The sequence below is a fragment of the Ottowia thiooxydans genome, assembly GCF_040548795.1.
GTDB lineage: Bacteria > Pseudomonadota > Gammaproteobacteria > Burkholderiales > Burkholderiaceae_C > Ottowia > Ottowia thiooxydans_A.
Genome location: NZ_JBEPSH010000008.1, coordinates 393,275 through 417,962 on the forward strand (window position 1 = coordinate 393,275; position 24,688 = coordinate 417,962).

22 protein-coding genes are annotated in these 24,688 nt (G+C 58.1%); 10 read left to right on the forward strand and 12 right to left on the reverse strand.

Features of this window, described 5'->3' with window-relative positions; genetic code table 11:
* The first annotated feature begins 41 nt into the window (after positions 1 to 41).
* Complete coding sequence (locus tag ABIE13_RS21140) at positions 42 to 962, forward strand: LysR family transcriptional regulator (protein ID WP_354447087.1); 921 nt, start codon at positions 42 to 44, stop codon at positions 960 to 962.
* 12 nt (positions 963 to 974) lie between these two features.
* Here ABIE13_RS21140 and ABIE13_RS21145 read toward each other — a convergent pair whose 3' ends face one another.
* The 8 genes from ABIE13_RS21145 to ABIE13_RS21180 all read right to left on the reverse strand — a co-directional run bounded on the left by ABIE13_RS21145 (position 975) and on the right by ABIE13_RS21180 (position 9,255).
* Positions 975 to 1,736, reverse strand: coding sequence for an isochorismatase family protein (locus ABIE13_RS21145; protein ID WP_354447089.1), 762 nt, complete (start codon positions 1,734 to 1,736; stop codon positions 975 to 977).
* 53 nt (positions 1,737 to 1,789) lie between these two features.
* The gene (locus ABIE13_RS21150) at positions 1,790 to 2,548 is read right to left on the reverse strand and encodes an isochorismatase family protein (protein WP_354447091.1); all 759 of its coding nucleotides are present in this window, start codon (positions 2,546 to 2,548) and stop codon (positions 1,790 to 1,792) included.
* Entirely contained in the window at positions 2,545 to 3,870 is a 1,326-nt protein-coding gene (locus tag ABIE13_RS21155) for an MFS transporter (protein ID WP_354447093.1), read from the reverse strand. Before ABIE13_RS21155 ends, ABIE13_RS21150 begins: the two co-directional genes overlap by 4 nt.
* A 244-nt stretch (positions 3,871 to 4,114) precedes the next feature.
* Positions 4,115 to 5,110 carry an ABC transporter substrate-binding protein gene (locus ABIE13_RS21160; RefSeq protein WP_354447096.1) on the reverse strand — a complete coding sequence of 332 codons (996 nt, stop codon included), beginning with the start codon at positions 5,108 to 5,110 and terminating at the stop codon, positions 4,115 to 4,117.
* Between the two features lie 61 nt (positions 5,111 to 5,171).
* Entirely contained in the window at positions 5,172 to 6,098 is a 927-nt protein-coding gene (locus ABIE13_RS21165; protein ID WP_354447098.1) for an ABC transporter permease, read from the reverse strand.
* 15 nt (positions 6,099 to 6,113) lie between these two features.
* Positions 6,114 to 6,899, reverse strand: coding sequence for an ABC transporter ATP-binding protein (locus ABIE13_RS21170; RefSeq protein WP_354447100.1), 786 nt, complete (start codon positions 6,897 to 6,899; stop codon positions 6,114 to 6,116).
* Positions 6,900 to 7,186: 287 nt separating this feature from the next.
* Positions 7,187 to 8,101, reverse strand: coding sequence for a LysR family transcriptional regulator (locus ABIE13_RS21175; RefSeq protein ID WP_354447102.1), 915 nt, complete (start codon positions 8,099 to 8,101; stop codon positions 7,187 to 7,189).
* A 467-nt stretch (positions 8,102 to 8,568) separates the two neighbouring features.
* Positions 8,569 to 9,255, reverse strand: coding sequence for a GntR family transcriptional regulator (locus ABIE13_RS21180; RefSeq protein ID WP_354447104.1), 687 nt, complete (start codon positions 9,253 to 9,255; stop codon positions 8,569 to 8,571).
* 231 nt (positions 9,256 to 9,486) lie between these two features.
* Here ABIE13_RS21180 and ABIE13_RS21185 point away from each other — a divergent pair, with 231 nt between their 5' ends.
* The 9 genes from ABIE13_RS21185 to ABIE13_RS21225 all read left to right on the forward strand — a co-directional run bounded on the left by ABIE13_RS21185 (position 9,487) and on the right by ABIE13_RS21225 (position 18,789).
* Entirely contained in the window at positions 9,487 to 10,380 is an 894-nt protein-coding gene (locus tag ABIE13_RS21185; RefSeq protein WP_354447106.1) for an NAD(P)-binding domain-containing protein, read from the forward strand.
* 50 nt (positions 10,381 to 10,430) lie between these two features.
* Positions 10,431 to 11,405, forward strand: a complete 975-nt coding sequence (locus tag ABIE13_RS21190; protein WP_354447107.1) for a Bug family tripartite tricarboxylate transporter substrate binding protein — start codon at positions 10,431 to 10,433, stop codon at positions 11,403 to 11,405.
* A gap of 35 nt (positions 11,406 to 11,440) precedes the next feature.
* The gene (locus ABIE13_RS21195; protein ID WP_354447109.1) at positions 11,441 to 12,118 is read left to right on the forward strand and encodes an RraA family protein; all 678 of its coding nucleotides are present in this window, start codon (positions 11,441 to 11,443) and stop codon (positions 12,116 to 12,118) included.
* A 13-nt stretch (positions 12,119 to 12,131) separates the two neighbouring features.
* Positions 12,132 to 12,995 carry a TauD/TfdA dioxygenase family protein gene (locus tag ABIE13_RS21200; protein ID WP_354447111.1) on the forward strand — a complete coding sequence of 288 codons (864 nt, stop codon included), beginning with the start codon at positions 12,132 to 12,134 and terminating at the stop codon, positions 12,993 to 12,995.
* Positions 12,996 to 13,121: 126 nt separating this feature from the next.
* Complete coding sequence (locus tag ABIE13_RS21205) at positions 13,122 to 13,268, forward strand: hypothetical protein (protein ID WP_354447113.1); 147 nt, start codon at positions 13,122 to 13,124, stop codon at positions 13,266 to 13,268.
* 83 nt (positions 13,269 to 13,351) lie between these two features.
* The gene (locus tag ABIE13_RS21210; RefSeq protein WP_354447115.1) at positions 13,352 to 14,317 is read left to right on the forward strand and encodes a Bug family tripartite tricarboxylate transporter substrate binding protein; all 966 of its coding nucleotides are present in this window, start codon (positions 13,352 to 13,354) and stop codon (positions 14,315 to 14,317) included.
* 5 nt (positions 14,318 to 14,322) lie between these two features.
* Positions 14,323 to 15,939 carry a GMC family oxidoreductase gene (locus tag ABIE13_RS21215; protein ID WP_354447117.1) on the forward strand — a complete coding sequence of 539 codons (1,617 nt, stop codon included), beginning with the start codon at positions 14,323 to 14,325 and terminating at the stop codon, positions 15,937 to 15,939.
* A gap of 42 nt (positions 15,940 to 15,981) precedes the next feature.
* Positions 15,982 to 17,493 (forward strand): aldehyde dehydrogenase family protein, encoded by a 1,512-nt coding sequence (locus ABIE13_RS21220; protein WP_354447119.1) that lies wholly within the window; start codon positions 15,982 to 15,984, stop codon positions 17,491 to 17,493.
* A 324-nt stretch (positions 17,494 to 17,817) separates the two neighbouring features.
* The gene (locus ABIE13_RS21225; RefSeq protein ID WP_354447121.1) at positions 17,818 to 18,789 is read left to right on the forward strand and encodes a Bug family tripartite tricarboxylate transporter substrate binding protein; all 972 of its coding nucleotides are present in this window, start codon (positions 17,818 to 17,820) and stop codon (positions 18,787 to 18,789) included.
* A 107-nt stretch (positions 18,790 to 18,896) separates the two neighbouring features.
* On the opposite strand, the gene ABIE13_RS21230 is transcribed toward ABIE13_RS21225, so the two are convergent.
* From ABIE13_RS21230 to ABIE13_RS21245, 4 genes are all read right to left on the reverse strand, one after another.
* The gene (locus ABIE13_RS21230) at positions 18,897 to 19,208 is read right to left on the reverse strand and encodes a hypothetical protein (protein ID WP_354447123.1); all 312 of its coding nucleotides are present in this window, start codon (positions 19,206 to 19,208) and stop codon (positions 18,897 to 18,899) included.
* Between the two features lie 71 nt (positions 19,209 to 19,279).
* The gene (locus ABIE13_RS21235; RefSeq protein ID WP_354447125.1) at positions 19,280 to 20,401 is read right to left on the reverse strand and encodes a 3-deoxy-7-phosphoheptulonate synthase; all 1,122 of its coding nucleotides are present in this window, start codon (positions 20,399 to 20,401) and stop codon (positions 19,280 to 19,282) included.
* Between the two features lie 361 nt (positions 20,402 to 20,762).
* Positions 20,763 to 22,223 carry a metalloprotease TldD gene (gene tldD / locus ABIE13_RS21240; protein WP_354447127.1) on the reverse strand — a complete coding sequence of 487 codons (1,461 nt, stop codon included), beginning with the start codon at positions 22,221 to 22,223 and terminating at the stop codon, positions 20,763 to 20,765.
* A 24-nt stretch (positions 22,224 to 22,247) separates the two neighbouring features.
* Positions 22,248 to 24,290 (reverse strand): IPTL-CTERM sorting domain-containing protein, encoded by a 2,043-nt coding sequence (locus tag ABIE13_RS21245; protein ID WP_354447129.1) that lies wholly within the window; start codon positions 24,288 to 24,290, stop codon positions 22,248 to 22,250.
* Between the last annotated feature and the right edge of the window lie 398 nt (positions 24,291 to 24,688).

Genomic DNA, 24,688 nt, shown 5'->3' on the forward strand with positions numbered 1-24,688 from the left:
CGCAGCGGGCAAATTTGTTATTTCCAATGGAGAAAGAATAGATGGATGAGTTGATGTCTCTGAAGGTCTTCTTGGAAGTCGCTCGTCGCAGAAGCTTCGCGCGTACGGCTGATCACTTTGGCCTTTCCCCAGCGTCGGTGACCAAACACGTGGCGTTCCTGGAACGAACGCTGACCGCTCGGCTCTTGAATCGCACAACCAAGCAAATGAGCCTTACGCTAGCTGGTGAGCAAGTGGTTGAGCTTGGGGAATCCGTGGTCGGCCAACTCGAAACCATGCGCAGCCGTGTGGCAGAGTTGTCTCAGGACATTACTGGCGAAATCCGGATCGGAGTCGCCCCTTCATTCGGCTCCAATCGACTCACTCACGTGTTGGCAGAATTCTGCCGCCTCCACCCTGACATCAGAATCACGTTGATCCTTCTGACCCATCGAAAAGAGGAGACATTCATCAATGAGGGCCTGGACGTAGGCATCATCATTGGAACCTCACTCAAAGATGCCAGTCACAAGGCCATCAAGCTGGCGGATGTGCCCCAGGTACTCGTGGCTTCACCGGAATTTGCGGCCAGGCACGCAGACCTGAAAACTCCTGCTGATCTGGCGCAGGTCAATTGCCTGGTGAACACCACAAAAGCACCCACCGGCCTATGGCATTTTCTCGGCCCCTCAGGACCGATAACCCAGCGGGTGCAGGGCAATATGCAGTCCAATTTTGGCTATGTATTGGCTGAATCTGCAGCCGCCGGGATGGGCATCTCCATGCATCCGCTTTATATGATCAGCGACGAACTGGAATCCGGCGCGCTGGTCACCGTACTACCGGACTATGCACCGGAGCCGCTGCAGATATTCGCCATCTACTCAAGTCGAGCGTCCATACCGCTGAGAGTGCGAACACTGCTCGACTTTCTCAGGTCCTGGGCGAGAGATCGGCCTGAATGGCCGATCAAAGAGCGTTAGCCATCAAGCCAATCAGGCCGCTTGAGCGCCTTTGGGCAACTCGAAAAGACCGCCCGGCAAAGATGCGATGTGTTCGAGCACATCCTCGTGGGAGACCACATCCGCATACTTCGCATGCATATCCGCCAGATTGATGGCGTGGTTGGCTTGCACGCGATCAAAGCAGCCGTCGGCGATCACCGCCACACGGAAATTCCGGCTGAAGGCGTCAATCACGGTGGCACGAACACAGCCAGACGTCGTCGTGCCCACGACATAGACGGAGTCGCACCCCAGCAATTGAAGGTAGGAGTGGAGGTCCGTTCCAAAAAAGCCTGAAGGCTTGCGCTTGTAGACCATCAGATCCCGCGATTTCGGAGCAATCTCTGCCACGATTTCATTGCCATCGGGCAAGCCGACCTGCGCCTGTTCGCTGGCCGACTTGTTGGCCTCTTCGATGCGGGCGTTCTTCCAGCCCCAACTGCCCATGTCCCACTTGTCTTCACGCACCACGCCGGTGGTGTAGATCACAGGCAGACCTTTGCTGCGGCAGGCATCTGCCACTTTCCCGATGACGGGAATTGCGTCCCAAGCGACCGAACCGCAAGAGTTGGGCCAGGTCTTGATGGACTCGAGAACAGGCTCAGACTGCTGACCACAGAAGCCGTAGGAGACGTCGATGATGAGAAACGCAGGCTTCTTTCCAAACCCGCCAGTCGCGCCGAAGCCGGAGCCCTCGAAGACTTGTTGATCACGTGGTGTCAGAAAGGAATCCCAGATTTGATTTTGATTCATGGTGTGTGCCGATTGGATGGAGGTCCGTGAATGGAAGGATCAGGTGACCGAATTCAGTACCAGACGCGGGTGGATGCCATGCCCGAGCCCGTCGGAAGTTCGAACTGGTCAGCGGGGTAGCTCTCCAGATGCGCCAGCACGTCTTCAGACGGCAATACATTCGCGTACTTGGCATTCATGTCGCAGAGGTTGATCGCATGGCTGGCCTCGGATCTATCGAAGCACGCATCCTCCACCACGACAGGGCGGAAATTCAATGAAAACGCATCCAGCACGGTGGCCCTGACACAACCCGACGTCGTGGTGCCCGTGACGATCACCGAGTCGCAACCCAGAAGCTGCAAATAGCTCTCAAGCGGCGTTCCGTAAAAGCCGGAGGGCTTTTCCTTGCGCACCACCAGATCCTGCGGGCCGGGCTCGATTTCCTTGACGATGACATTGCCGTCCAGTCCGTCTTCTGTCTTGGGTGCCTCCTTGCGGCGGCCATTCTTCCATGACCAGGATCCGGACGTCCAGCCATCGGCACGGCTTGTGCCTGTGGTGTAGATCACAGGCACCCCCTTGCTACGGCAGGCAGTGATCAATTTTTGCAAGACAGGAATAGCCTCCCACGCTTCTTCGCCACAAGCCGTACGCCACTTCTTGATCGACTCAAGGATGGGCATCGGACTCTCACCTGTGAAGGCGTAATTGACATCGACCACGATCAGTGCGGGTCGCTTGCCCCAGGGCGCGAGAGCTCCGTAGCCCGAAGCCTTGAAGACGGCTTTGTCCTGTTCGGTCAGGAATTGGTCCCAGATGCGTTCAGTCATGATGATTCCTTTGGTGGAGGGTTGGTGAATCGAGAGTGAATGGAAGCGGGTGAAGCCGAACGCCGAAGAACCCAGGCGAACGCGACCGTGGCGCCCACCACAATGGCAGCGTTCACCAGCAGGGCTCCGGCGTAGCTGGCGTGAAAAAACTGCATCACGGCGCCCAGCAGGAGCGGACCGCATACGAACCCCAGGTCGCCGCCGAAGCGAAGCACGCCCATCGTGGGCCCAAACTGGGAATTGGGAGCGTGCTGCGCGGCGAAAGCGGCAATGGCAGGGGCCACAAAACTACCTGCCACGCCCAGCAGCACAGTACCGAGCGAGAACATGGCCACATCGACCGAGAAAGCCACCAGCATCAGCGCCACTGCGGTCAATGAAGATGAAACCAGGATGACGCGCCCATTGCCAAATCGGTCACCCAGGGAGCCCGCCCAAGGAAGTGCCACCAAATTCAGCAGGGATGAAAGCGCCAGAATCAGGCCGAGGCGACCGGCACTGAGACCGAACTGCTCAGTGCCCAGCAAAGGAAGCGCGGTCCATTGACCACCGGAGCGAGAAAAGAACACACCGAAGTTGACAATCATCAGCATGAGAAGGGGCAAGGCGCCGACCACCGCCATCAAGGCGGCCATGCCGTGGACGGATCCGCGTGTGGCGCTCACGGAGTCCTTGGCCTGGCCCTGTGCCTGTGCCCATGCCTTTGCGTTAGCCTGATTGGTTTCCGGCATGCGAACCCATACGTAGGCCACTGTAGAAAACGCAATCAAGGCCGAGATCCAGAAAGTGGCCTGAATTCCGCCCAGGTCAGAACTGATGCCCCCGATGGCAGGACCCAGGCCCGCACCTGTAAGCACAGCGGCCTGGTAGAGCGCCATCACGCGGCCACGGGTAGCGGGTGTGGAGAGATCGGCACAGACAATGGCAGCGACCGTCATGTAGATTCCAGAGCCGATGCCCTGGAGAAATCGCAGTGCGACAAGCCACTGGTAGTCCTGGGTCAAAGCTGCGCCGATGGATGCGCTGCCTGCAATGAGTGGGCCCATCCACAGCCAGCGCTTGCGGCCTTGCTTTTCCGCGAGCAAGCCAGCCGGAATGTCCGCAAGCAGGCGCCCCACGCCAAAGATGGTCATCACCAGGCCTATGGCAATTTCGTTGACGCCGAACGATCCCGCATACACAGAGAGCACAGGTGCCAGTGCACTGTTCATCACCATGTGTCCTGCCACGCTCAACATGATGACAATGAGAGCGGGATGGACCCGGAGGATCTGTCGATAAGTGACCACCTCGGGCGGTTCAAGGGCAACACTGCGGGACATGGGAAGGCGGGCTTGGTAGATGCAGATAGAAGAAAAAAAGTGCCCCCCTGCCTGGGCGAGAAGACAGCGTCATCCCCGCGACGCCTTTTTGAACGAGGCGTCGCTGAAAGAACTCAGGGATCGGCAGGACGCGCGATCAAGAGGCGGCAACCACTCTTTGACTGTCCTGCTTGTAGGGTGCTGCTGTGATGTTCACCGCAGCGACATAAAAGACGCAGTTCAATGCGTCTTGCTTGGCCTGGGCTTAACTCACAAAACGCGCATCAATCACGTCCGCATAGGCAATATCGGTTTTCAGAAGATTGGCCGTGCGCACGACCTTCGAACAGGTGTCCCAGGCACCTGCAGAAATCTTGCCGTCCTTGCTCCACATGCTGTCCGCGAAGGACCGATCGATCGTGGCCTTCATGTCCTCGATGGACATGGTCGGAAACTCCTTCTTGGCCACAGTCGCAGCCATGGCCGGGTCCGCATAGGTGGCCTTCAGCCCCTTGACCACCGCACGCACAAATGCAGCTGTGAGCTGAGGCTCCTTGTCGACGGACTCCTTGCGCACGTTGAGTGTGGAGTAGGCGTAGTCACCCAGTTCCTTGGGCACATTGAAGAAGGGCTCCTCCCAAAGGCCCTCGCGTATGCCGCGCGTGAGCATAGGCTCGGTGGTCACTGCCACATCTGCGTTGCCTGTTTTGATAGCTGACAGGGCAGCTGCCGCACTGATCTCCTGCAATTGCACATCGGTGGGTTGCAGGCCCCAGTCCTTGAGCAGGTAGCGTGTGATGGAGTTGGGCGTGCCGCCATAGAACTGGGTCGCGATGCGCTTGCCCTTCATGTAGGCGGCGAAGTTCCTGTCCTTGGGCCCCGCGCCTTTGCGGGCTACCAGGTAAACGTTGCCGCGATTGACCACGTTCACGACCGAGCGCAGCTCAGCACCTTTGGCCTTGGCAAAGGCATTGTGCTCAGGCCCGCCAATGAATGCGAAGGCCTGCTTGGTCAGCACCGCGTTCGTATGTCCGGAACCGCCCTCCACAGTGAGGATCTTCAGCCGTATCTTTTCCTCTGCAAAAAAGCCTTGATCCATAGCCACATACAGAGGCAGATAACCGGTCGAATGCACCGGTTCGGCCACGATGACGTCTGTCAGGCCGCTCTGCGCCTGGACAATGCGAGGCATGGTGGCACCAAGGCCAAGAATGCCACCAAGGGTGGCTTGGGTAAAGCGGCGACGGTTGAGGTTGTGCATGAGTAGCTCCTTGGATAAAGGGGAAACGAGAACAGGGCGAATGGGTGAGGACAGCGCAGGTTCAGCGCTTGACGTGTTTGAGGAGTACCTTTTCCAGCCAGGAAACGACCAGGTACATGGCAATGGACAGACACGAGAGAACCAGCACGGCCACCCAGACCAATGAGATCTCGTAGGTCTGCCCTGCGTAAAGAATCGTCCGGCCCAGACCGTGCTGGGAAGAAATGAACTCGCCCACGATGGCACCCGTCAAGGCCAAACCAATGTTCACACGCAGGACGGAAATTCCCCAGGGCAGCACCGACGGCACAACGACCTTGAGAAACACCTGCAAGCGCGAGGCACCCATGGAGTACATCAGACGAGGCAAATCCGGATCAATCGATCGCACGCCCGAGTACGTGGTGAGCGTGGACACCACGACCGTCAACGCCACAGCAATCGCGACCTTGGACGACACGCCCACACCAAACATCAGGATGATCAGCGGCGCCAGCGCCAGCTTCGGTATGGACTCAAAGCAAATGATGTAGGGCTGCGCGAAGTTGGCGTAGTTGCGGGACCACCAGAAAGACAGCCCAATCAAACTTCCCAGACTGGTCCCAATGACAAAACCCATAAGCGCAGCCCGAAACGTGAACCCTATGTCGGTCCACGCAGCACCTGCCGTGAAGAAGATCTTGAGCGTGGCAAAGATCTCACTGGGTTTGGACCAGAAGAACGGGTCCACCCATTTCTTTTCCGCCGCGAGTTCCCAAAATGCCACCGCAGCAATCAGCGTGACAAGCTGAAGCGCAAATGAAAACCAGGTCGGCCACAGCCGCTCTGTTGGAAGCTTGCGCAACTGGATAGGCGCCATCTCCGGTTTGGAGGGGGGAGATGGCACAGCACGCGCGCTGGCGCTCACCGCGACAGTCGCTGCCGCCGCATCAGAGGCGGACATACTGGCGTGTGGGTTCAAAGCTTTGGTGGCCATGGTGGCGGTCATGATGTGGCTCCTCGGTCAGTGCACGGGCTCTGAAGCTTCGAAATGGCCGAGGAGGTTCAGGCACTCTGACTTCATTTCGCGGAACTCCCTGCTCATGGCAATGGAGCGCGGCCTAGGCCGTTCAAGCGGAACGTCGATATGTGAGATCACGCGGCCTGGGCGCGCCGCCATGACGTAAATTTCGTCCGACAGATAGACCGCCTCTTCCACGTCGTGAGTGACGAAGATGACTGTCTTCTGGAAGTCTTGCCAGATCTGGAGCAACCACTCCTGCATATGCGATCTGGTCTGAGCATCGAGTGCGCCGAACGGCTCGTCGAGCAAGATGACGTCGCTGTCAAAAAGCAGTGTGCGCAGCAAGGCAGCACGTTGGCGCATACCGCCGGAAAGCGCCTGCGGGTAAGCGTCGGCGAAACCTCCAAGCCCATACTTCTCCAGGAAGGGCAACGCGTAGTCCCGGGCATGCTTGCGGCTCACGCCTCTGACCTCCATGCCGAGCACGATGTTCTCCAGCACAGTGCGCCACGGAAAAAGCAGGTCTTTTTGAAGCATGTAGCCCACTGCGCCAACCATGCCGGTCGATTCACGGCCGTTGATGATCACCTCGCCCTCGGTAGGCTGCTGCAGGCCTGCGACGATATTGAAAATGGTGCTCTTGCCACATCCCGACGGTCCTATCAAGCTGACGAACCTGCCGGCTTCGATCCGGATGGTGACTTTTTCCAATGCCGTGAAAACATCGGCTCCCGTGCGGGTGAACTGCTGCGAGACCCCGCTGAGTTCGACTTTGATCCTTGACACGCTACCCCCGATTAAATGAGCTCGCCTGAGTGCTGCTTGCGGCTTGGTGCTGCACTGCAACAACGATGCTTCATCTTAGGAACGCAGTCACATTCTGGAAACGCTCGAAAACGTATAGGCTGAATTCATCAAATCAATGGAGGTTGGGTCCATCCGCACAGCCGCGCGAATTCACGGAGCTGGCGCGGGCGTCCAGCCTATTCAGCACTCGCCCCTATGCGGTCTTAAGACGCCGAGGACACTCCACTCCCACCCTACGCCCAACCCGCCCAACCCGAACTCGCACACTATTCCTGGTCCACAAACAACTCGGCGATTTGATTGCGCAACCAACGGTGTCCGGGGTCGTGGTGATTGCGTTCGTGCCAGAACACATGAGAGTGGATACGCTCGGTTTCGAAGGGCAGCGGGACGGCCCGGAAGGCATCGCGGTTATGCAAGCCCTTGAACCAACGAGCCGGTACCGCAGCGATCAGATCCGTGCGCGCGAGGACATCTGCAACGGACGCGGTGCTGGAGACCTTCATCGCAATGGCCCGCTCCGAAGCCTTCTTCAGCAGCGCGCGCCGAACCAGCAGCTCGCTTTGAAAGGTTTCCGAGAAGGCCAATTGCGGGGTGCTCAGAAAGCGCTCGAGAGTCATCTCATCGCCAATCGGATGCTCGCGCCGCATGAGGCAGACAAGTGAATCCTCATAGAGGTGGCGCTGCACAAACTGACCAGGAGGCAAACGGCCCACGCCGAGATCTGCGGTACTGTCTTCCAACGCCTCGCGATAGTGCTCGCGCGCCATGGTCAAGGAAACAATCTTCACGTGGGGCGCCTGCGACTGAAGGCGCTCCACCAATGACGGCAGAAGCTGGAGCTCTCCAAAGTTGTTCTGGATGATCCGAAACGTTCGGGTGGAAGTGACTGGCTCAAACGTGGTGCGCTGCTCAAAGGTCTGGCGAATGGTTTCAAGCGCAGCTGATACTGGATCAAAGAGTTCGGCCGCGAACGGTGTGGGCTCCATACCCGTTGAAGTGCGCACGAAGAGTGGATCCTGACAGTGGGCGCGCAAGCGGTTGAGGGCATTGCTGGTCGCTGACTGCGTCAAACCCAGCCGCGTACCTGCTCCTGTGATGCTCTTTTCGTTCATGATGGTGACGAAAATCTTGAGCAGATTCAGATCGACGTTGGGCAGGTTGACTTGATCGACATTCATAGGCTCTCGCACACCCAACAGGATTGGGGCGTGCGCCAAGGCCAGGGACTGAGCACCTGGCACTCAGAGGGAGAGCAACATTCGCGCCACAACGGCCAGAAATCGTTTCAACGGGTGTCGAGGTCCAGCATGCACGGCAGGAGGTGGTGGTATTGGCAGCCTGCGCCCACCATTGGGGCATTGCGATCGTCTGGACGTGCAGTCCGCCCAGATTTCGTGCATGCCCTGGTCAGTTTCCAAGCATGTGCCATGCGAAAGGAAATTCGTGTGCGTTCAAACGCCAGATCGCCATGCAGCAAGCACGCAAGCATCGACCTCGACGAGCACGCGTTCTTTGGGCTTCATAACATCGGAAGGACCTGCGATCTCCTGGCCGGAAGCATCAAACGGACTGATCTACCCAAAGTGGTCCTTTCCATCTCAGTCCCCCTACCGTACTTCTAAGTGCGAAAGGACACAGAGTCCTATCAGAACTTCTCGGGATCCGTGCTTGACCCGGCGGCTCGGCGGACAGCCTCCTGATAGCCCGCCCGACGCCGGACGAAACGCCTGTACGCGGCCCGAAGATGCAACTCCATCGCCTTGCGCGCCGTTTCACCGTCGCCGTCTGCGCAAGCCAATGTAAGTTCTTCATGGTGGCGCAAGCTCTGCAGCAGCTCCGCCTGATCGGAAAGGTAGAAGGAACGACTCAGGATCGGAATGTCCGCCATCGACTCGAGGATACCGCGCAAGCGAGGCGAGCCGCATTGATCCAGCAGCGCCTGATGGAACGCCCGGTTCACCAACTGGATTTTCTCAACGTCACCCGATCGGATGCCCGCCGACATTTCCTCGTTGAGGCCGTGCAGGTGCTCGACCAGAACTTCGCCTCCACGTTCGGCCGCCAGGAAGGCCGCGTAGGGCTCGAGCAGCATCCGAAGGTGAAAGGTCTCCTCTATATCCTTGTCGCCCCACACAACAACGTGAACGCCCTGCCCCGTGTCCGAGGTGGCGAGTCCGTCCTCGATCAGGCGTTTCAGCGCAACGCGTACCGGTGTCCGGCTGATGCTCAACTCGCGAGCAATCGGCGCTTCCTTGATCTGTTGACCGGGCGCGTACTGACCGGCGACGATCCGCTCACGCATGAGCGAGTAGGCACTGTCGCTATCTTTCATCGCTAGCCTTGGATTCCATAAATGTTCTTTTAATGTTCATTTCCACATCTCTTCCAAGTTCGTGGAAAACCCCATTCTAAGGCCGCATTCCCCCAGCAATTTTACCTACACCACCCAACACAGAAGAACAGCAATTTCGACACCATCTAACGAAATGTACAAAAAATGCTTTGACAAGCCAATGCACTCCTGTAAGATAGATTGCACAATTTTTGTACTTTTCGAGATGATATGCAGCGCATCAAGTTCGCATTGATCGGCGGTGGGGTGGTAGGTCAGTGTTATGGCCATGCATTGGTCGAGCAGGGTCATGCCTTGCTGGGCGTGTGGGACGTCCATCCAACGCCGTCGCTGGAAAGCATGACGGAGACTGCGGGGGCTGGCATCTTTTCCAGCGCCGGGGAGTGGCTTGAAGATGCCGATGTCGTCGTCAGCGCCGTATTCGGTTCAGCGGCATTGGACGTAGCGCAACGCGCGCTTGCCTGCATGCGTCGTGCAAGCCTGTACATCGACATGACCACAGCCACGCCGCAAGACATGGCGCTTGCCGACACCGAAGCCCAGCAACATGGCGTCGGATTCGTCGACGTCGCGATCACAGGCGCCGTGAACCTGCGGGGATCAAAAACCCCCCTGCTGTGCGCCGGCAAGCAGGCAGGCCAGTTTGTCGAGCTGTTCAGAGACCTGGGTGCACCCATCCGGGTCGTGGGCCCAAAGCCAGGTGACGCAGCGCAATTGAAGCTGTTGCGAAGCATCTTCGCCAAGGGACTGGAAGCCTTGACCATCGAATGCCTGACGACAGCCGAAGTGGCAGGCCTGCGCGCGGAGTTGCACGAAGTACTGCTCGACATCGACCAGATGCCGCTTCAGACGCTGATGGAATCGCTGGTAGCCACGCACATCGAGCACGCACCGCGGCGGCACAAAGAGGTCATCGAGGCGGCCAATCTGATGCGTGCGAACGGTATCGAGCCCTTAGTTCTCGACGGTGCGCGGGCGCTGTTCGAGCGAACCGCGGCGGCACTGGAACTGCAATCGGCGCCCACGGGATCGGTGCAAGCCTCGCTGCAGTGGCTCATCGACTGTGGCAGGGACAGAAAGCAAATGGCCACCACTGGCACCTGACCCGCGCGGCAAGAGCACCTTGCAAGACAACAAAACTTTGGAGACATCACATGAACTCAATTTCAAAATGGCTGCTTGCTGCAGTGCTGGCCACCCCTTTTGGCGCTGTCATCGCACAGGACAAGCCTTACCCGGACCGTCCGGTGCGAATCATCGTTCCCTACCCACCGGGCGGGGCGCCCGACTTGCTGGCGCGCATGCTCTCCACCTTTGTAAAGGAAGGACGCAACTGGAATGTCGTGGTGGACAACAAGCCAGGAGCCGGAGGCAACCTGGCGCTCGATCTCGCGGCCAAGGCGCGTCCCGACGGCTACACCCTGGTCATTGGCCAGACCGACAACGTCGCGCTGAACCCGTTGGTCTACAGCAAGCTGTCATACGACCCGGACAGGGACCTGGAGCCGGTGGGCCTGATCGCGAAGGGCACGCTGGTGCTGGTGGTCCGCGCCAGCTCCCCCTTCAAGACCTTGGGCGAGGTCATTGAGGTGGCCAGGACACAGCCAGGCAAGATCTCGTTCGCGACACCAGGCTACGGAACCTCCGCCCACATCCTGCACGAAATCTGGGAACGCGCATCCAACATCAAGCTTGCGCACATCCCGTACAAGGGATCCGCCTTCGCATTGCCGGATTTGCTGGGCGGACAGATCGACCTCTACATCGGCTCAATCCCGACCCTGAAAGGGCAGATCGAGTCAGGCGTGATCCGCGCGCTTGCCGTGACCGGTACTGAACGCGCCGCGTCTTTGCGGAACGTACCTACATTCGCCGAGGCGGGGGTGACCGGGGTTGATATGGCAAGCGCCTTCGGATTGCTATTGCCTCGTGGCACGCCCGCCGACATCACGCTCAAATGGAACACTGCCATCAACGAGATGCTCAAGTCGCCTGAAGCCCGCGGGAAGATCGTGGGAATGGGAGCTGACCCACTGGGCGGGTCCTCACAAGAGATGCGTGAGCTGTTCGCCCGTGATCGCACGCGCTACGAAAAGGTCATCCGCGCAGCGAACATCAAACTCGACTGAGCCGTCCGCGGCCAATTCATACAAAGGAGATAACGTTGAACATCGGTTTGCAGATTCTCAAGCGTCGCCGCGCGGTACCGCTTCAGCTCGCCCAGGAATTCCTTTCAATTCCCGTGGCCAATGTGAGCGACGGCATGGCCCGAATGACGGCCGGTGGCCCGCGCCTGCGCCGCATGCACCGGGGTGACCGCATGGCAGGGCCCGCACTGACGGTAAAGACGCGCCCGGGGGACAACCTGATGATCCTCAAGGCCCTGTCAATCGCTCAACCTGGCGACGTCATCGTAGTTGATGGCGGAGGCGATCTTACTAACGCTTTGATCGGCGAAATCATGGTGCTTGAGGCGATCAAGCGGGGACTGGGTGGGTTGGTGATCCATGGCTCCCTCCGGGACGCAGACGTCATTGCCAAATCACCCATGCCGGTCTTTGCCAGCGGTGTGACGCACCGGGGCCCTTACAAGGATGGCCCCGGCGAGATCAATGTTCCGATCGCCATCGATGGCATGGTCATCGAACCCGGCGACCTCGTCATCGGGGACGACGACGGCGTGCTGTGCCTGCCCTTCGACGCGGTGAACCACCTCTTGCAATCGGCGCGGGAGAAGCAGGCCGCCGAAGCCAGGATCGTCAGTGATCTTCAGGCTGGAAAGTTTGAGCGCCCGTGGGTCGATGCGACGCTCGCACGCCTCGGATGCCACATCGAAGAATGAGAAGCACACACCCATGACAACCATTACTTTCAGACCACTCACTCCCAACTTCGGCATGGAGATCTACGGCGTGGATTTCTCCAGGGAGCAGACTGCCGACGACATCGCTCTGCTACGCAGGCTGTGGACCGAGGCTTCCGGCATGCTGCTGTTCAGGGACCAGCACCTCACACCGGCCGACCATGTCCGCCTGACCGCCTGTTTCGGCAAAGTGCAGGACGACATCGCGACGCAGGCCCCCGTGCTCGCGCACTACCTGCTGGAAGGCTACCCCGAGATTTACCGCGTCTCGAACAAGAAGATCGACGGCAAGCCGCTCGGGCGGGAAGATGCGGGCACCTACTGGCATTCGGATGGTTCGTGGATGCAGCAAGCACCGAGAGGCTCCATCCTCTACGCGGTAGAACTTCCAACGGTTGGAGGCGACACGATGTTCGCCGACATGGCAGGAGCCTATGATGCCTTGTCGCCCCCCGTCCGCGTCATGCTGGACGGTCTGAACGCAGTGCATTCGGTGTTGAACGCGGCCATCAGCACCAGCTACACGAAAGAATACGCCGGAAAGTTGGACCAGGCGGCGAGCAAGGCGGCGATCCATCCCGTCATCCTGAAGCATCCCGTGAGCGGGCGACCCGCCATCTACGTCAACGAGGGTTTCACAGCGAAGATTGTCGAGCTGACGCAACTTGAAAGCACGGCCATTCTGAAGATGTTGTTCGACCACTGCACCCGCCCCGATTTCGTCTACCGACACCGCTGGCAACTCAACGATGTGGTGATGTGGGACAACTTCAGCAACATGCACTTCGCCGTACCTAACTACAAGGCGCACGGCTGGAGGCTGTTGAACCGCACGACAGTGTTGCTGGAAGCGTGAGGCCTCGGTAACAAGCGGTCCGGCCCAGGAGCACCTCCTACACCGGCCCCCTGGGAACGAGCTCTCCGCAGTGCTCGAAGCGCTGCAGAGTGGCCTTCCAGACCTCCTTGAACTTGCCGAGTTCTGGTGACCCTCCGCGGAGACATCAACCTGTTCGGCCCCAACCGCCGCATGGTCGAGAGCCACACTCCCATCGACAAGGAAACCTGCAGCGCTGCTAGGGAGTTCGGCTCAAGCCTGTCCTACTGGCTTGCCAAGTCGGCAGCGAAGTAGACGCTGCCCACCTGGAAGCTCAAGTGAGAGAGCCCATTTCTCCGTGCCCATCTCCAGTCTTCCATCAACAAATAGAGCCACCTATGAAAAAAATACTCAAGCTTGCCACCGTTGCTGCGTTTGCCGTTACGGGGTGGTCACCTTCCCTTGGTCAGGTACAAGACTATCCGATTAAACCTATCCGCATAGTGGTGGGGTTCAGCGCTGGTGGTGGCGTCGATATCATTGCCCGCGCTTTAGCCGAGCGCGCGTCAACGGAGTTGAAACAGTCAGTGATCGTCGACAATCGGCCCGGCGCCAATGGGATGATCGCGGCGGAATACGTGGCACGAGCTCCAAAGGACGGTTATACGCTCCTCTTTACGCTGAATTCGCATGTGCTATCGACTCTCCTCTACGCGAAGCCCACGTACAGGCTGCAAGATTTCACACCAATTTCCGTGGTGACCAATGGCTTTCTGGTCCTGTTTTACCGCCCTTCTGCGCTGGGAGAGCGCTCAGCGACTGATGTAGTTGCCAACATGCACAAGCGGCAGGTGACTTACGCTTCGTACGGTATCGGTTCGCTCGCCCACCTCTATGGCGAACAGCTCGCGCGGGTTGGAAATTTTGATTTGCTGCACGTCGCTTACAAAGGACAAACCGAAGCCGTGTCCGGGATGATGGCAGGTGACGTCGACACGGCCTTCTTGTCACCCGGCGCATCGACTCAGTTTCCCACTGGAAGAACAAAGATCCTGGCGGTTGCCGCTGAGAAACGACTGTCCACACTGCCCAGCACGCCGACCTTCGCCGAGATCGGCATCCCATCGCTGGACCGCGGTACCTTCCTGGGCTTGCTGGCACCTGCTGGCACTCCAGCCGCCGCGGTCAAGACGTGGGAAACCGTCATCCATAGCGTCGTAAAAGATGCTGTTTTTCTGGAGCGTGCGAAAAAGCTTTACATGGAGCCAGTGGGCAGCAGCTCACAAGAATTCTCCAAAATCATTGAGGATGACGTCAAATTATGGGCGCCTCTCATCAAATCACTTGACCTCAAACTTGACTGAAGCAAGTGAATACGTTCGACTTTGTCATTGTTGGCGCCGGCACCGCGGGATGCATCCTGTCCTACCGCCTCGCGGAACAAGGCCACAGCGTCTGTGTCGTTGAAGCCGGACCGCCAGACAACAACCCCTATATCCGCGTGCCCGCGGGCATGATGAAAACGTCGGTCGATCCGCGCATCACCTGGCAGTTTGTCCATGGAGCAACTCCGTACACGCTAAAGCGAGATATTCCCTTCATCCAAGGCAGGACTTTAGGCGGCTCGGGCGCCGTGAACGGCATGGTATACAGCCGAGGGCAGCCATCGGACTTTGACAATTGGGCTAGCCTGGGTTGCACTGGCTGGGATTTCAGATCGGTGCTGCCGTACTTCCAGAAATACGAAAATTTCACAGGATTGGGCGACGACCACTTCAGGGGACGCACAGGCCTTATGCCTGTCACCGTGCTCTCTCGCCGGGATGCCATCAGTGATCGCTTCATCCAAGGCGCGATAGAGACAGGGATTCCATTCAATCCGGACTACAACGGAATTTCCCAGTTCGGCGTAGGTTACGCGCAGGCCACAATTCACAAGGGTAAGCGATGGAGTTCCGCTCATGCCTATCTTCACCCCGCCCGTCGGCGCTGGGGCGTTCGGGTCTTGACCAACGCAACGGTACGTCGCGTCTTGATGACAGGTCGAGTGGCAAACGGAGTCGAGTACTCGATGGGTGGCTGCGACGTCGTCAAGACACTTCATGCAAGGCTCGGTGTAGTGCTCAGCGCGGGCACCGTCAACAGTCCGAAGTTGCTGCAACTCTCAGGTCTTGGATCCGGCAAACATTTGCAGGCCTTGGGGATTTCTACGGTGGTCGACCTGCCAGGGGTGGGGGCCAATCTTTCCGACCACTATGCTGCTCGCATTGTGGCGCGCGTCCACGATGGCATCGACACCATCAATGGCCGCTCGCGCGGGCTGCCACTCATCAAGGAAATAGCGCGCTGGCTGCTCGGCCAGCCGTCGATACTCTCCATGAGTGCCATGGCAGTCTATGCTTTTTGCAAAAGTAACGCTGACTCCAAAGAGAATGACTATGCGCTATCGTTTACACCTGCCAGCCTGAACTCCAGCAAGACGCTTGGGCTGGATGCGTTTCCAGGCATTACATCCGGCACCTGGTGCATGCGTCCGCAAAGTCGCGGCTTTGTGCAAATCCAATCGATGGACTTTCGCGCACCGCCTTACATACAGGCCAATCATCTGCAAGCCGAGCAAGATCGCCGCATTCTCATCACCGGGATCAAGCACTGTCGTGCAATTTTCCGCAGTGCAGCCATGCGCCAGATCATCAAGCAGCAGATTCATCCGGATGAGGCGTGCCACACCGATGATGAATGGCTCGACTATGTGCGTCGGTTCGGCACTACGGCCTACCATCTCGTTGGAACATGCAAGATGGGCGAGGCGTCGGATTCGCACACTGTAGTCGACGCAAAGTTGCGCGTCCGGGGGGTCGAGCGCCTTTATGTGGTGGATGCTTCCGTGATGCCAACGACGCCATCGGCAAACACCAATGCATCGACCGCCATGATTGCCGAGAAAGCAGCTGACATGCTTCGTTTTTCGCCGGCACGGCGCTGATCGGCGGACGGTGTTCTCTCGATCCAACAAAAAATCCTTGGTATGACCCACTCACTTCAAGCCGACGTTTCCGTGCTGACGCTTTCCGACCTCACTACCTACCAGACAGCCTGGATCGACGGCCGCCCGCAGGAGCGGTCCGAGCGCTCCATGCCGCACTTCAATCCCGCGGACGCGTCCAACGCGGGAGAGACCTGGATCACTGATCAGACCAGCGTCGATAAGGCGATGAAGTCCGCCCGTATCTGCTTCGACACCGTCTGGGGACGCATGCCCGGTGCGGAGCGCAAACGCCTGCTCATGGCCTATGCCGACCTGCTCGACAGCCGCGTGCCCCAACTGAGCCAGCTCGAGACGCTCGAAATTGGCAGACCAATCAGCGACGCGAAAGCCATCAATGCGACCGCGGGCCCTCTTATTCGCAGCTACGCCAACATGATCGACCGTGCCCAAGGCGACCTCTTCGACAGCGAGGAGCGTCGGCTCGGGGTCGTCTGGCGGCGACCGCGCGGCGTGGTCGCAGCGATCACGCCGTGGAACGTGCCGGTCATGAACGTGCTGTGTCGCGTTGCTCCCGCGCTCGCCGCCGGCAACACGATCGTGGTCAAGCCGTCCGAAAATTGCCCGCGCACGGCTCTCTATTTGGCCAGGCTCGCCTGCGAGGCGGGCCTGCCTGCCGGATTGTTCAACGTAGTGCTCGGGCCGGGCGCGGAGACAGGAAATGCTTTGGCATCGCATGCGGACGTCAACCTGGTCGCGTTCACGGGCTCCACCAGCACCGGCATGGCGATCGCCCGAGCCGCCGCAGAGCGCTCGCTCAAACCTGTGCTCCTCGAGTGCGGCGGCAAGTCACCGCAGGTGGTGCTCGAAGACGCGTTCGACGACCCTCGCATGTGGCAGGCCGTTTTCTTCTCCGCGTTCTGGAATACAAGCCAATGGTGCGTCGCAAAGACCCGGCTTCTGGTGCCCAGAGGTATGGAACAGAGAGCCATAGACGGCCTGCAGAAGGCCGCAGCTGAATGGCGCATCGGCGATCCCGGTGATGCACTGACGCGGCTCGGCCCTTTGGCGAGCGCTTCACAGAAAAGCCGTGTAGAAGCGTATTTCGCAGCGGCGAGGGAGCAGGGAGAAGTCGTCGACCTCGGGTGTGTTCGCGGGAGCGCGAACGAACGCGGCTACTACGCATTTCCGAGCCTCGCATGCGGCTTGCCGCGCGCATCGAAGGTCACACAGGAAGAAGTCTTCGGCCCGCTGATGACCATCGAAGCGTTCGACGACCTGGATGATGCGATCGCCCTGGCCAACGGTACGGTCTACGGTCTCTCGGCAAGCATCTGGACACACCGGTCGGATCTGGCTTTCAAGCTGGCGCGGTCCATCGATGCAGGCGGCATCTCGGTGTATTCATCCGCGGATGCAGCCAAGCAGACGGGACCGACGCTTGGAACTGGCCGCTACTTCGAACCGCGCAAGCAGTCAGGCTACGGCGTCGATGGCGGCTTGCCCGGATTCCTCACCTACAGCACACCTCAAGCGGTCGCATTCTTCAATTGATCCACAGGGCCGGTTACCCAAAGTCGTAGTACCCACCACATAGACTAAGTGGCAACCAAGCAATTGAAGATAAGAGTGCAAGTTGTCAAACCCTTCCCAACGCCGCCGCGGCGCCGGAGCGTTGCGAAGGTTGTAGCCCCTCCCCCACCCCATTTCAAGGCTATGCCTGAATAACGCTGGGTGGCTTGTCTGCGGATCTATTGATCGAGTATACGCATCAATCAATCTTAAACATGCAATTAACAGAACGTATAAAACCAATGACCATACGGTTACGGCCGAGGGACAGGCCATGACACGCCATTTCAATCATCGGAGACAACCATGCATTTTTTTCAAGCCCTTCGTCTTAGTGCCTTGGCTACGAGCGCGGTGTTGGCCTGCGGCGCCTCCCTAGCGGCCTTTCCGGACCGAGCCATCACCATCGTGGTTCCGACTGCTCCGGGTGGAGCCAATGATGCGATGACCCGTGTCCTTGGACAGGCCATATCGGTCTCTCTCAAACAGTCTGTCATCGTCGAGAACAAAGCGGGCGCCAACGGCTCTATCGCCAGTGAGTTTGTCGCTCGTGCCAAGCCCGACGGCTACACCCTGATGCTGGGCTACATCGCTACGCATGCCATGAACCCCGCGCTGCAAAAGCTTCGTTACGACCCGATCAAGGACTTTGAACCGGTGGCCATGGTGGGATCATCTGCAACACTGATGGTGGCCAACACTTCCGTGAAGGCCAACAACGCCAAGGAACTGGTGGCCTTGATGAAGGCCAATCCGAGCCAGTTCAGTTACGCATCGGCCGGCACTGGAACCGGCCCGCATTTTGCCGCGGAAATGTTCAAACTCTCCACCGGTACGAACATGGTCCATGTGCCCTATAAAGGCTCGGCCCCCGCAGTGACTGACACCATCAGTGGGCAGACTCAATTGATGTTCCCCAGCCTTTTCACTGCCAGTCCCTGGGTCAAATCAGGCAAACTCAAGGCGATAGGCATTGCGGGCAACAAGCGCTCCACCACGGTACCCGACATTCCGACGCTCAAAGAGCAAGGCATCGACAACGTGGACGTGTCCCAGTGGTACGCCATCTTTGCGCCGGCCAAAACACCTAAGGACATCGTCGAGCAATTGAACAAGGCGTTCAATGCGGCGCTTGCAGATCCAGCCGTCGTGAAAAAGCTTGAAGATCAGGGCGCGGAAGTTGACATTATGACAACCGATCAGATGCGCACCTACCTTGCACAAGAGCAGGTCAAATGGAAAAAGGTCGTTGAAGCAGCCAAGCTGACCACCGACTGAGCTCGGCTGCGGGAGCGAACTCGCCGTCCAGAGAGAACATCAGCAAGAGTTCTTTTGGTGGGATCCAGTGGGCGCAGTTGCGCCCACCACACTCCTCACAGGGAAGATCAGTAGGAAACCGACATAGTCGCCAGGTTAATGCGCACCACAGATTTACCGAGCGCCGCGCTGGCGGCCTCTGCAAACCGTTGACCCCAGCTGGCATCGGATAGCAGCTTGGGGCCAGCGTCGCGCGCGACCACCAGGACCATATCTGCCACCAGCAGCTTGCCTGTGGGACGCAGGGGTTCGCTGCCCAGTTGGTTGAACTGCTCGTCTAGCCAGGCGCGGCCCTCTGCGCTGGTCAACGAGGACGCACTTTTGAGCTCAAAGCACCATTCGGTGCGCTCATCCTGAATGACGCGAACTTCGTTTTGCATCGATCACCTCTGGTTGATTGGCATTTCAGCATCATGGCATCTGCCGTTTTTTGCGGCTTGCCCGAACTTTCTTAACTTCTGCGTCGTGCGTGAACTGCATCGGCCAGTACCTGCAGCACAGTTTGGGTGTCGTCCCATCCTATGCAGCCATCCGTGATGCTCTTGCCATATTCAAGCGCGTTCACGTCATCTTTGCCCGGCGTGAACTTTTGAGCGCCCGCATTGATGTGGCTTTCCACCATCACGCCGAAGATGCCCCGTGAGCCACCGCTGATCTGCGCAGCCACGTCGCGCGCCACATCCACCTGACGCTCGAACTTCTTGCTGCTGTTGGCGTGGCTGAAGTCAACCATCAAGCTCGCAGGCAGCTTGGAGGCTTCCAGCTCCTTGCAGGCTGCCTGAACATGGGAGGCATCATAGTTGGGCTCTTTGCCACCCCGGAGGATCACGTGGCAGTCCTTGTTCCCATCGGTGTGGACGATAGCCACCTGGCCGTTTTTGTGGACCGAAAGGAAGTGGTGGCCACGAGCGGCAGCTTGGATAGCATCCGTTGCAATCTTGATGTTGCCATCGGTACCGTTTTTGAATCCGATCGGGGCCGACAGTCCGGATGCCAGTTCACGATGCACCTGGCTTTCAGTCGTGCGGGCTCCAATGGCACCCCAGCTGATGAGGTCCCCAATGTACTGGGGTGAAATCACATCCAGGAATTCACTGCCCGCGGGCATACCAGTGCGGTTGATGTCGATCAGCAACTGACGGGCAATCCGCAGCCCCTCATCGATTCTGTAGCTTTCGTCCAGGTAGGGATCGTTGATCAAGCCCTTCCAGCCTACAGTCGTGCGTGGCTTCTCGAAGTAAACACGCATCACGATTTCCAGCGAATCGGCATATTGCTCGCGCAGTGGCTTCAAGCGACGGGCATATTCCAGCGCAGCTTGCGGATCATGAATGGAGCACGGACCAATCACAACGAGCACGCGGTCGTCTTGTCCGTGCATGATTTTGCGGATGTTCTTACGGGTGTCTGAGATCAGCGTCTCAATCGCCGTGCCGCGTATGGGGAAAAATCTGATCAGATGCTCGGGTGGCGGCAGCACGGTAATGTCCTTGATGCGTTCGTCGTCGGTTTGGCTGGTACGTTCCTGCGACGGTTGCCACGTGGGAGATGAACTGGCTGCTTTGGCATTCATGATGGGAAAGATCCTTGGAGTGTTCGCTGCAATCGAAATGGACAAAAAAAAACCGCCGGGCTCTAAGCTTCGGCGGTTTTTTTCGGGAGGGTGCGCGCGGGCTACACGTTTGCCTCTCGTCCGCCTGGGACTGAGAACCAAAAGTAAAACCAAAAAGCTGCGCGTACTGTCATCACGGATTGCACTTTAGCATAGGCCTGTTCACCTGGTGTGATCACAACTTCACAGAACACAAGATGCGTTGCGCTGCAACATCACTCTGTGCACTGTAAATTCCCCCGGCGGCGATTACCAAATCGACCATGACGCTCCGCTTCATGGTCGGATCTTCTCTTGGCTGCCAACTCCGCGGCGGATCAGATCAAGCCGTGCCCCCCACGGTCAAGCCATCGATACGCAAGGTCGGCTGGCCCACGCCCACGGGCACACTTTGCCCTTCCTTGCCGCAGGTACCGACACCGGAATCCAGCCTCATATCGTTGCCGATCATGCTAATTTTCTTGAGTGACTCGGGGCCGCTGCCAATGATGGTTGCGCCTTTGACGGGGTACTGAATTTTTCCGTTCTCGACCCAGTAGGCTTCACTGGCGGAGAACACGAATTTTCCGCTGGTGATGTCGACTTGCCCGCCGCCAAAGTTGGTGGCGTACAGGCCCTTTTTAATGCTGGCGACAATCTCACGCGGATCCTGTTTACCACCCAACATATAGGTGTTGGTCATGCGCGGCATGGGAATGTGAGCGTAGCTCTCTCTGCGGCCATTGCCTGTGGGCTTGGTCTTCATCAAGCGCGCGTTGAGCGAATCATGAATGTAGGCTTTCAGAATCCCGTCTTCGATCAAGACGTTTTTCTGCGTGGCATGGCCTTCGTCGTCCACATTCAGGCTGCCGCGCCGGTCTGGAATGGTGCCGTCGTCCAAGACAGTGACGCCTTTGGCAGCCACACGCTGACCGATGCGGCCGCTAAAAGCACTGGAGCCCTTGCGGTTGAAGTCACCTTCCAGACCGTGACCAATGGCTTCGTGCAGCAAGACGCCGGGCCAGCCCGGGCCCAGTACGACTGCCATCTCACCAGCGGGCGCCGGGCGAGCGTCGAGGTTGGTCAGCGCAGCGTTGACGGCGTCGTCGACATAGATCCGAATTTGCTCATCATCGAAATAAGCCATACCCAGACGACCACCGCCGCCTGAGGAGCCCACCTCGCGCCTGCCGTTTTGCTCCGCGATCACGGTGACAGAAAGGCGGACCAGTGGCCGAACATCGGCTGCGATGGTTCCGTCCAAACGGGCCACCAACACCACATCGTATTCACCCGCCAGGCTGGCCATCACCTGCACAATGCGCGGGTCCTTGGCACGCGCTAGCTGCTCTACCTTTTCCAACAAGGCGACCTTGGCCGCGCTGTCCAGACTGGCAATGGGGTCCAGATCGCGATAGAGAGAACGGCTGCGGGCCAGCTTTCGCTTCGGAAGCTTGACACGCCGCTCTTGTGCGGCTGAGGCAATGGAGCGCACGGTGAGTGCGGCATCCGTCAACGAAGCCAAGGAAATGTCGTCGGAATAGGCAAATGCCGTCTTTTCACCGGCCACTGCGCGAACACCCACGCCCTGGTCGATGCTGAAGCTGCCAGTCTTGACGATGCCTTCTTCCAGGCTCCACCCTTCGGAGCGCGTGTACTGGAAGTACAGGTCGGCATCGTCAATTTTTTGTTCAGCAATCAACGCCAGGGTTTGCTGTAACTGGCTCTCATCCAAGCCGAACGGCTCAAGCAAAAGTGACCGCGCCGTGGACAGGCGCTCAATAGTGATGTCGCGTGAAATCATGCCGTCTATTCTAGGCTTCCTGCGTCAGGTCCGCCTGGCGCGGCGAATACCGAACACGGCGGCCAGCAAACTGATCAGCGCCAAGCTCCAACCGCCAAGTGTGGGAACCGCGCGGATGCCCGGGTCTGCCCCGTTGCCGTCACCGTCACCATCTCCGGGCGCGACAAATCGGAGACTGCGCGTCACGGGTGGGGCCGGATCCACTTCACCGTTGCCTGCTTGACTCGCCGTCACCGAGCACGTTCCCGGGGCCAACATGGTCACGGTGGAGTTAACCAGCATACATATGTTGGCTGGTGCGGCACTGAAACTTACTGGCAAGCCGCTGGTGGTGGAGGCACTCAGCTCAAACGTGCCCCCCGGCGCGAAGGCGGGAACCACGGGTTCCGCAAAGCCAATCGTCTGAGTTTGGGCGAAAGCGGCCGTCACCGTGCAGGACTTGCTAACCTCTGCGGTGGTGTAGTTTCCGCCTGGGCTGGCAACGCCCCCGCACCCCGAAATGGAGCGAACTGCGTAACCAGGATTTGCGACTGCTGTACAGGAACCCGTTCCGCCGATTTCCACCCAGCCTTTGGCACCGTTCCCTGTGCAAGACATTTGCCCTCCGACTGCAGGGGTAACGTCAGTTTTTACCAGCGATTGAGTTTGTTCAAACTTATATTCAACGCTGCAGCTAACATTAAGCGAAGGAATATTGAGGGTGCCATCTCTTTCAAAGATGACATGACCTGCATATTCTGTGCCTATAGACCTTACTCGGTCACTATTAAATGGTGTACAGTTTGTGTTAGATCGATCTTTTCTAAGTCCATAAACAAAATCATAAAACGCAAACCCTTCTTCAGGCAAAGGCTTGCACTGGACGGCAGTACCATAAAGCATTTCGCCGACTGACGAGCACTGCGTCGACCCACCAGGATGCGTCACCACCGATAATGTGACCGAGGGGCGCTCGCTTAGATACCCGGAATGAACTGACCCACCGCGCACCGGCAATTCAGCGCCAACACTCACTCTGGCCGGACCTCTCCCAGCCCTATATAGCTCTGCCTCAGATTTGCCGACCCCGAGTGCTGGGCCAAAATACCAACCGTAATTGTGCTGAAGATCAATGTGACCGAGAGATCTCCAAACTATGTATGCGCTGGGAGCCATAAAATTTGGTAGCAAGCTGTAAATTTCTTTGAGGTTGGCGGGGCGCCAGTCGTTGAATCCCTCCAACTTCAAAAAGTTCGCGATTGTGACGGTGGGAAAGATGTCGCCCGCCGATGTGCAACACTGCCAAGCAGGGCGAACTGAGCGTGATGAAGGAAAGGCCATCATTAACCCATGGTCAATACCATTTCCATTTGGGTTCCACACGGGACGGTAAGAGATCCGAGGAGTTACCACCTCCAACTGATCTACGGTTATATCTCCTGAAAAGGGAATTAGTCTGGATTTTTCTCTATTCCGCCAGTTTTCAGTGCTGGTCCATTGAATATCATAATAATCAAGCACATTAATTGTGCTTAATTTTCCAGGAAAATAGTTCCGATCTATTCGAGGACTTCCACTCTCAGCGCCAAAGTGCACGATAGAAAGCAATTCATCGTATGCAGGCATTCGCCAATTGGTATTAATTCCACAGCGATTTCGCTGGTTGTGGCCCGAAGAGGGGCCAGCCACTCGCTCCTCGGCCCATGGCTTGACGTTATCGTCTCGCGTCAGATCTGCGCCTCGTGATTGGACAGACCATACCAGCCCAGTGACGTTGTCGCGAACACAGGCCCAGTCTGTTTTACTGCCTGTCACCGGGGTATTCGAATAATTAGGAACCAAAATGCCTGTGCAATTGGGCTGTCCTTCTGCTTCCCCATTCCAACACAGGCGCGTGAAATCAAAACCGGCCGCGCCTCCGCCAATTTTCTGTAATCGTCCGTCTCTCGCCCAGACGTCTCTTCCAAAAGTTTGATTGACTATGAGACCGGTGTCGTTCAGCTCAACTGCCTGAGCCTGCCCTTGTAGAGTGAAGGCGCAAAGTGACCACAGAAGTAAAGAGAGAAATCGTTGAATCGCAGATCCCATTTTCATCATCCTGAAGAAATTTTCCTGCCTCTCCTGCCTTGTGTTCCCAGGTGTTACAAGAGAGCTCGCACTCACATCATATGTGAATTTGTGTTGCCTCCCAAGAAAAAATGGAACTTTCTTCTCATAGAGTTCTAGGTTCCTGTGGAAGCTATCCAAGGCGAGATTCGAGGCGTGGCAAAGTGGCCGTAGACTTTTGTGTGTGAGGTGCGGGCCGACTCCGGGAGTGGTTCAACGGATGCTGCCCTCACCGGTTGGCTAGCTCTCACTGGTTGCCGGGCCCCCACTGGTTGGCCGGCCCCACCCCGCTCTCTCCCGCCTGCGGGAGAGGGAGTAAGTCGGGTGCTTGGCTACACGCTTTTATTTTTTCCGGGCCTGTGGGCTTTCGACCGTCCGAA

Excerpts from the sequence above, each read along its gene's own strand:
- ABIE13_RS21185 (WP_354447106.1), top strand. The coding sequence starts at position 9,487 with ATGCAGCGCATCAAGTTCGCATTGATCGGCGGTGGGGTGGTAGGTCAG.
- ABIE13_RS21245 (WP_354447129.1), bottom strand. The coding sequence starts at position 24,290 with ATGGGATCTGCGATTCAACGATTTCTCTCTTTACTTCTGTGGTCACTT.
- ABIE13_RS21155 (WP_354447093.1), bottom strand. The coding sequence starts at position 3,870 with ATGTCCCGCAGTGTTGCCCTTGAACCGCCCGAGGTGGTCACTTATCGA.
- ABIE13_RS21210 (WP_354447115.1), top strand. The coding sequence starts at position 13,352 with ATGAAAAAAATACTCAAGCTTGCCACCGTTGCTGCGTTTGCCGTTACG.
- ABIE13_RS21190 (WP_354447107.1), top strand. The coding sequence starts at position 10,431 with ATGAACTCAATTTCAAAATGGCTGCTTGCTGCAGTGCTGGCCACCCCT.
- ABIE13_RS21145 (WP_354447089.1), bottom strand. The coding sequence starts at position 1,736 with ATGAATCAAAATCAAATCTGGGATTCCTTTCTGACACCACGTGATCAA.
- ABIE13_RS21160 (WP_354447096.1), bottom strand. The coding sequence starts at position 5,110 with ATGCACAACCTCAACCGTCGCCGCTTTACCCAAGCCACCCTTGGTGGC.
- ABIE13_RS21225 (WP_354447121.1), top strand. The coding sequence starts at position 17,818 with ATGCATTTTTTTCAAGCCCTTCGTCTTAGTGCCTTGGCTACGAGCGCG.
- ABIE13_RS21175 (WP_354447102.1), bottom strand. The coding sequence starts at position 8,101 with ATGAATGTCGATCAAGTCAACCTGCCCAACGTCGATCTGAATCTGCTC.
- ABIE13_RS21165 (WP_354447098.1), bottom strand. The coding sequence starts at position 6,098 with ATGACCGCCACCATGGCCACCAAAGCTTTGAACCCACACGCCAGTATG.
- ABIE13_RS21200 (WP_354447111.1), top strand. The coding sequence starts at position 12,132 with ATGACAACCATTACTTTCAGACCACTCACTCCCAACTTCGGCATGGAG.
- ABIE13_RS21220 (WP_354447119.1), top strand. The coding sequence starts at position 15,982 with ATGACCCACTCACTTCAAGCCGACGTTTCCGTGCTGACGCTTTCCGAC.
- tldD (WP_354447127.1), bottom strand. The coding sequence starts at position 22,223 with ATGATTTCACGCGACATCACTATTGAGCGCCTGTCCACGGCGCGGTCA.
- ABIE13_RS21230 (WP_354447123.1), bottom strand. The coding sequence starts at position 19,208 with ATGCAAAACGAAGTTCGCGTCATTCAGGATGAGCGCACCGAATGGTGC.
- ABIE13_RS21180 (WP_354447104.1), bottom strand. The coding sequence starts at position 9,255 with ATGAAAGATAGCGACAGTGCCTACTCGCTCATGCGTGAGCGGATCGTC.
- ABIE13_RS21150 (WP_354447091.1), bottom strand. The coding sequence starts at position 2,548 with ATGACTGAACGCATCTGGGACCAATTCCTGACCGAACAGGACAAAGCC.
- ABIE13_RS21140 (WP_354447087.1), top strand. The coding sequence starts at position 42 with ATGGATGAGTTGATGTCTCTGAAGGTCTTCTTGGAAGTCGCTCGTCGC.
- ABIE13_RS21235 (WP_354447125.1), bottom strand. The coding sequence starts at position 20,401 with ATGAATGCCAAAGCAGCCAGTTCATCTCCCACGTGGCAACCGTCGCAG.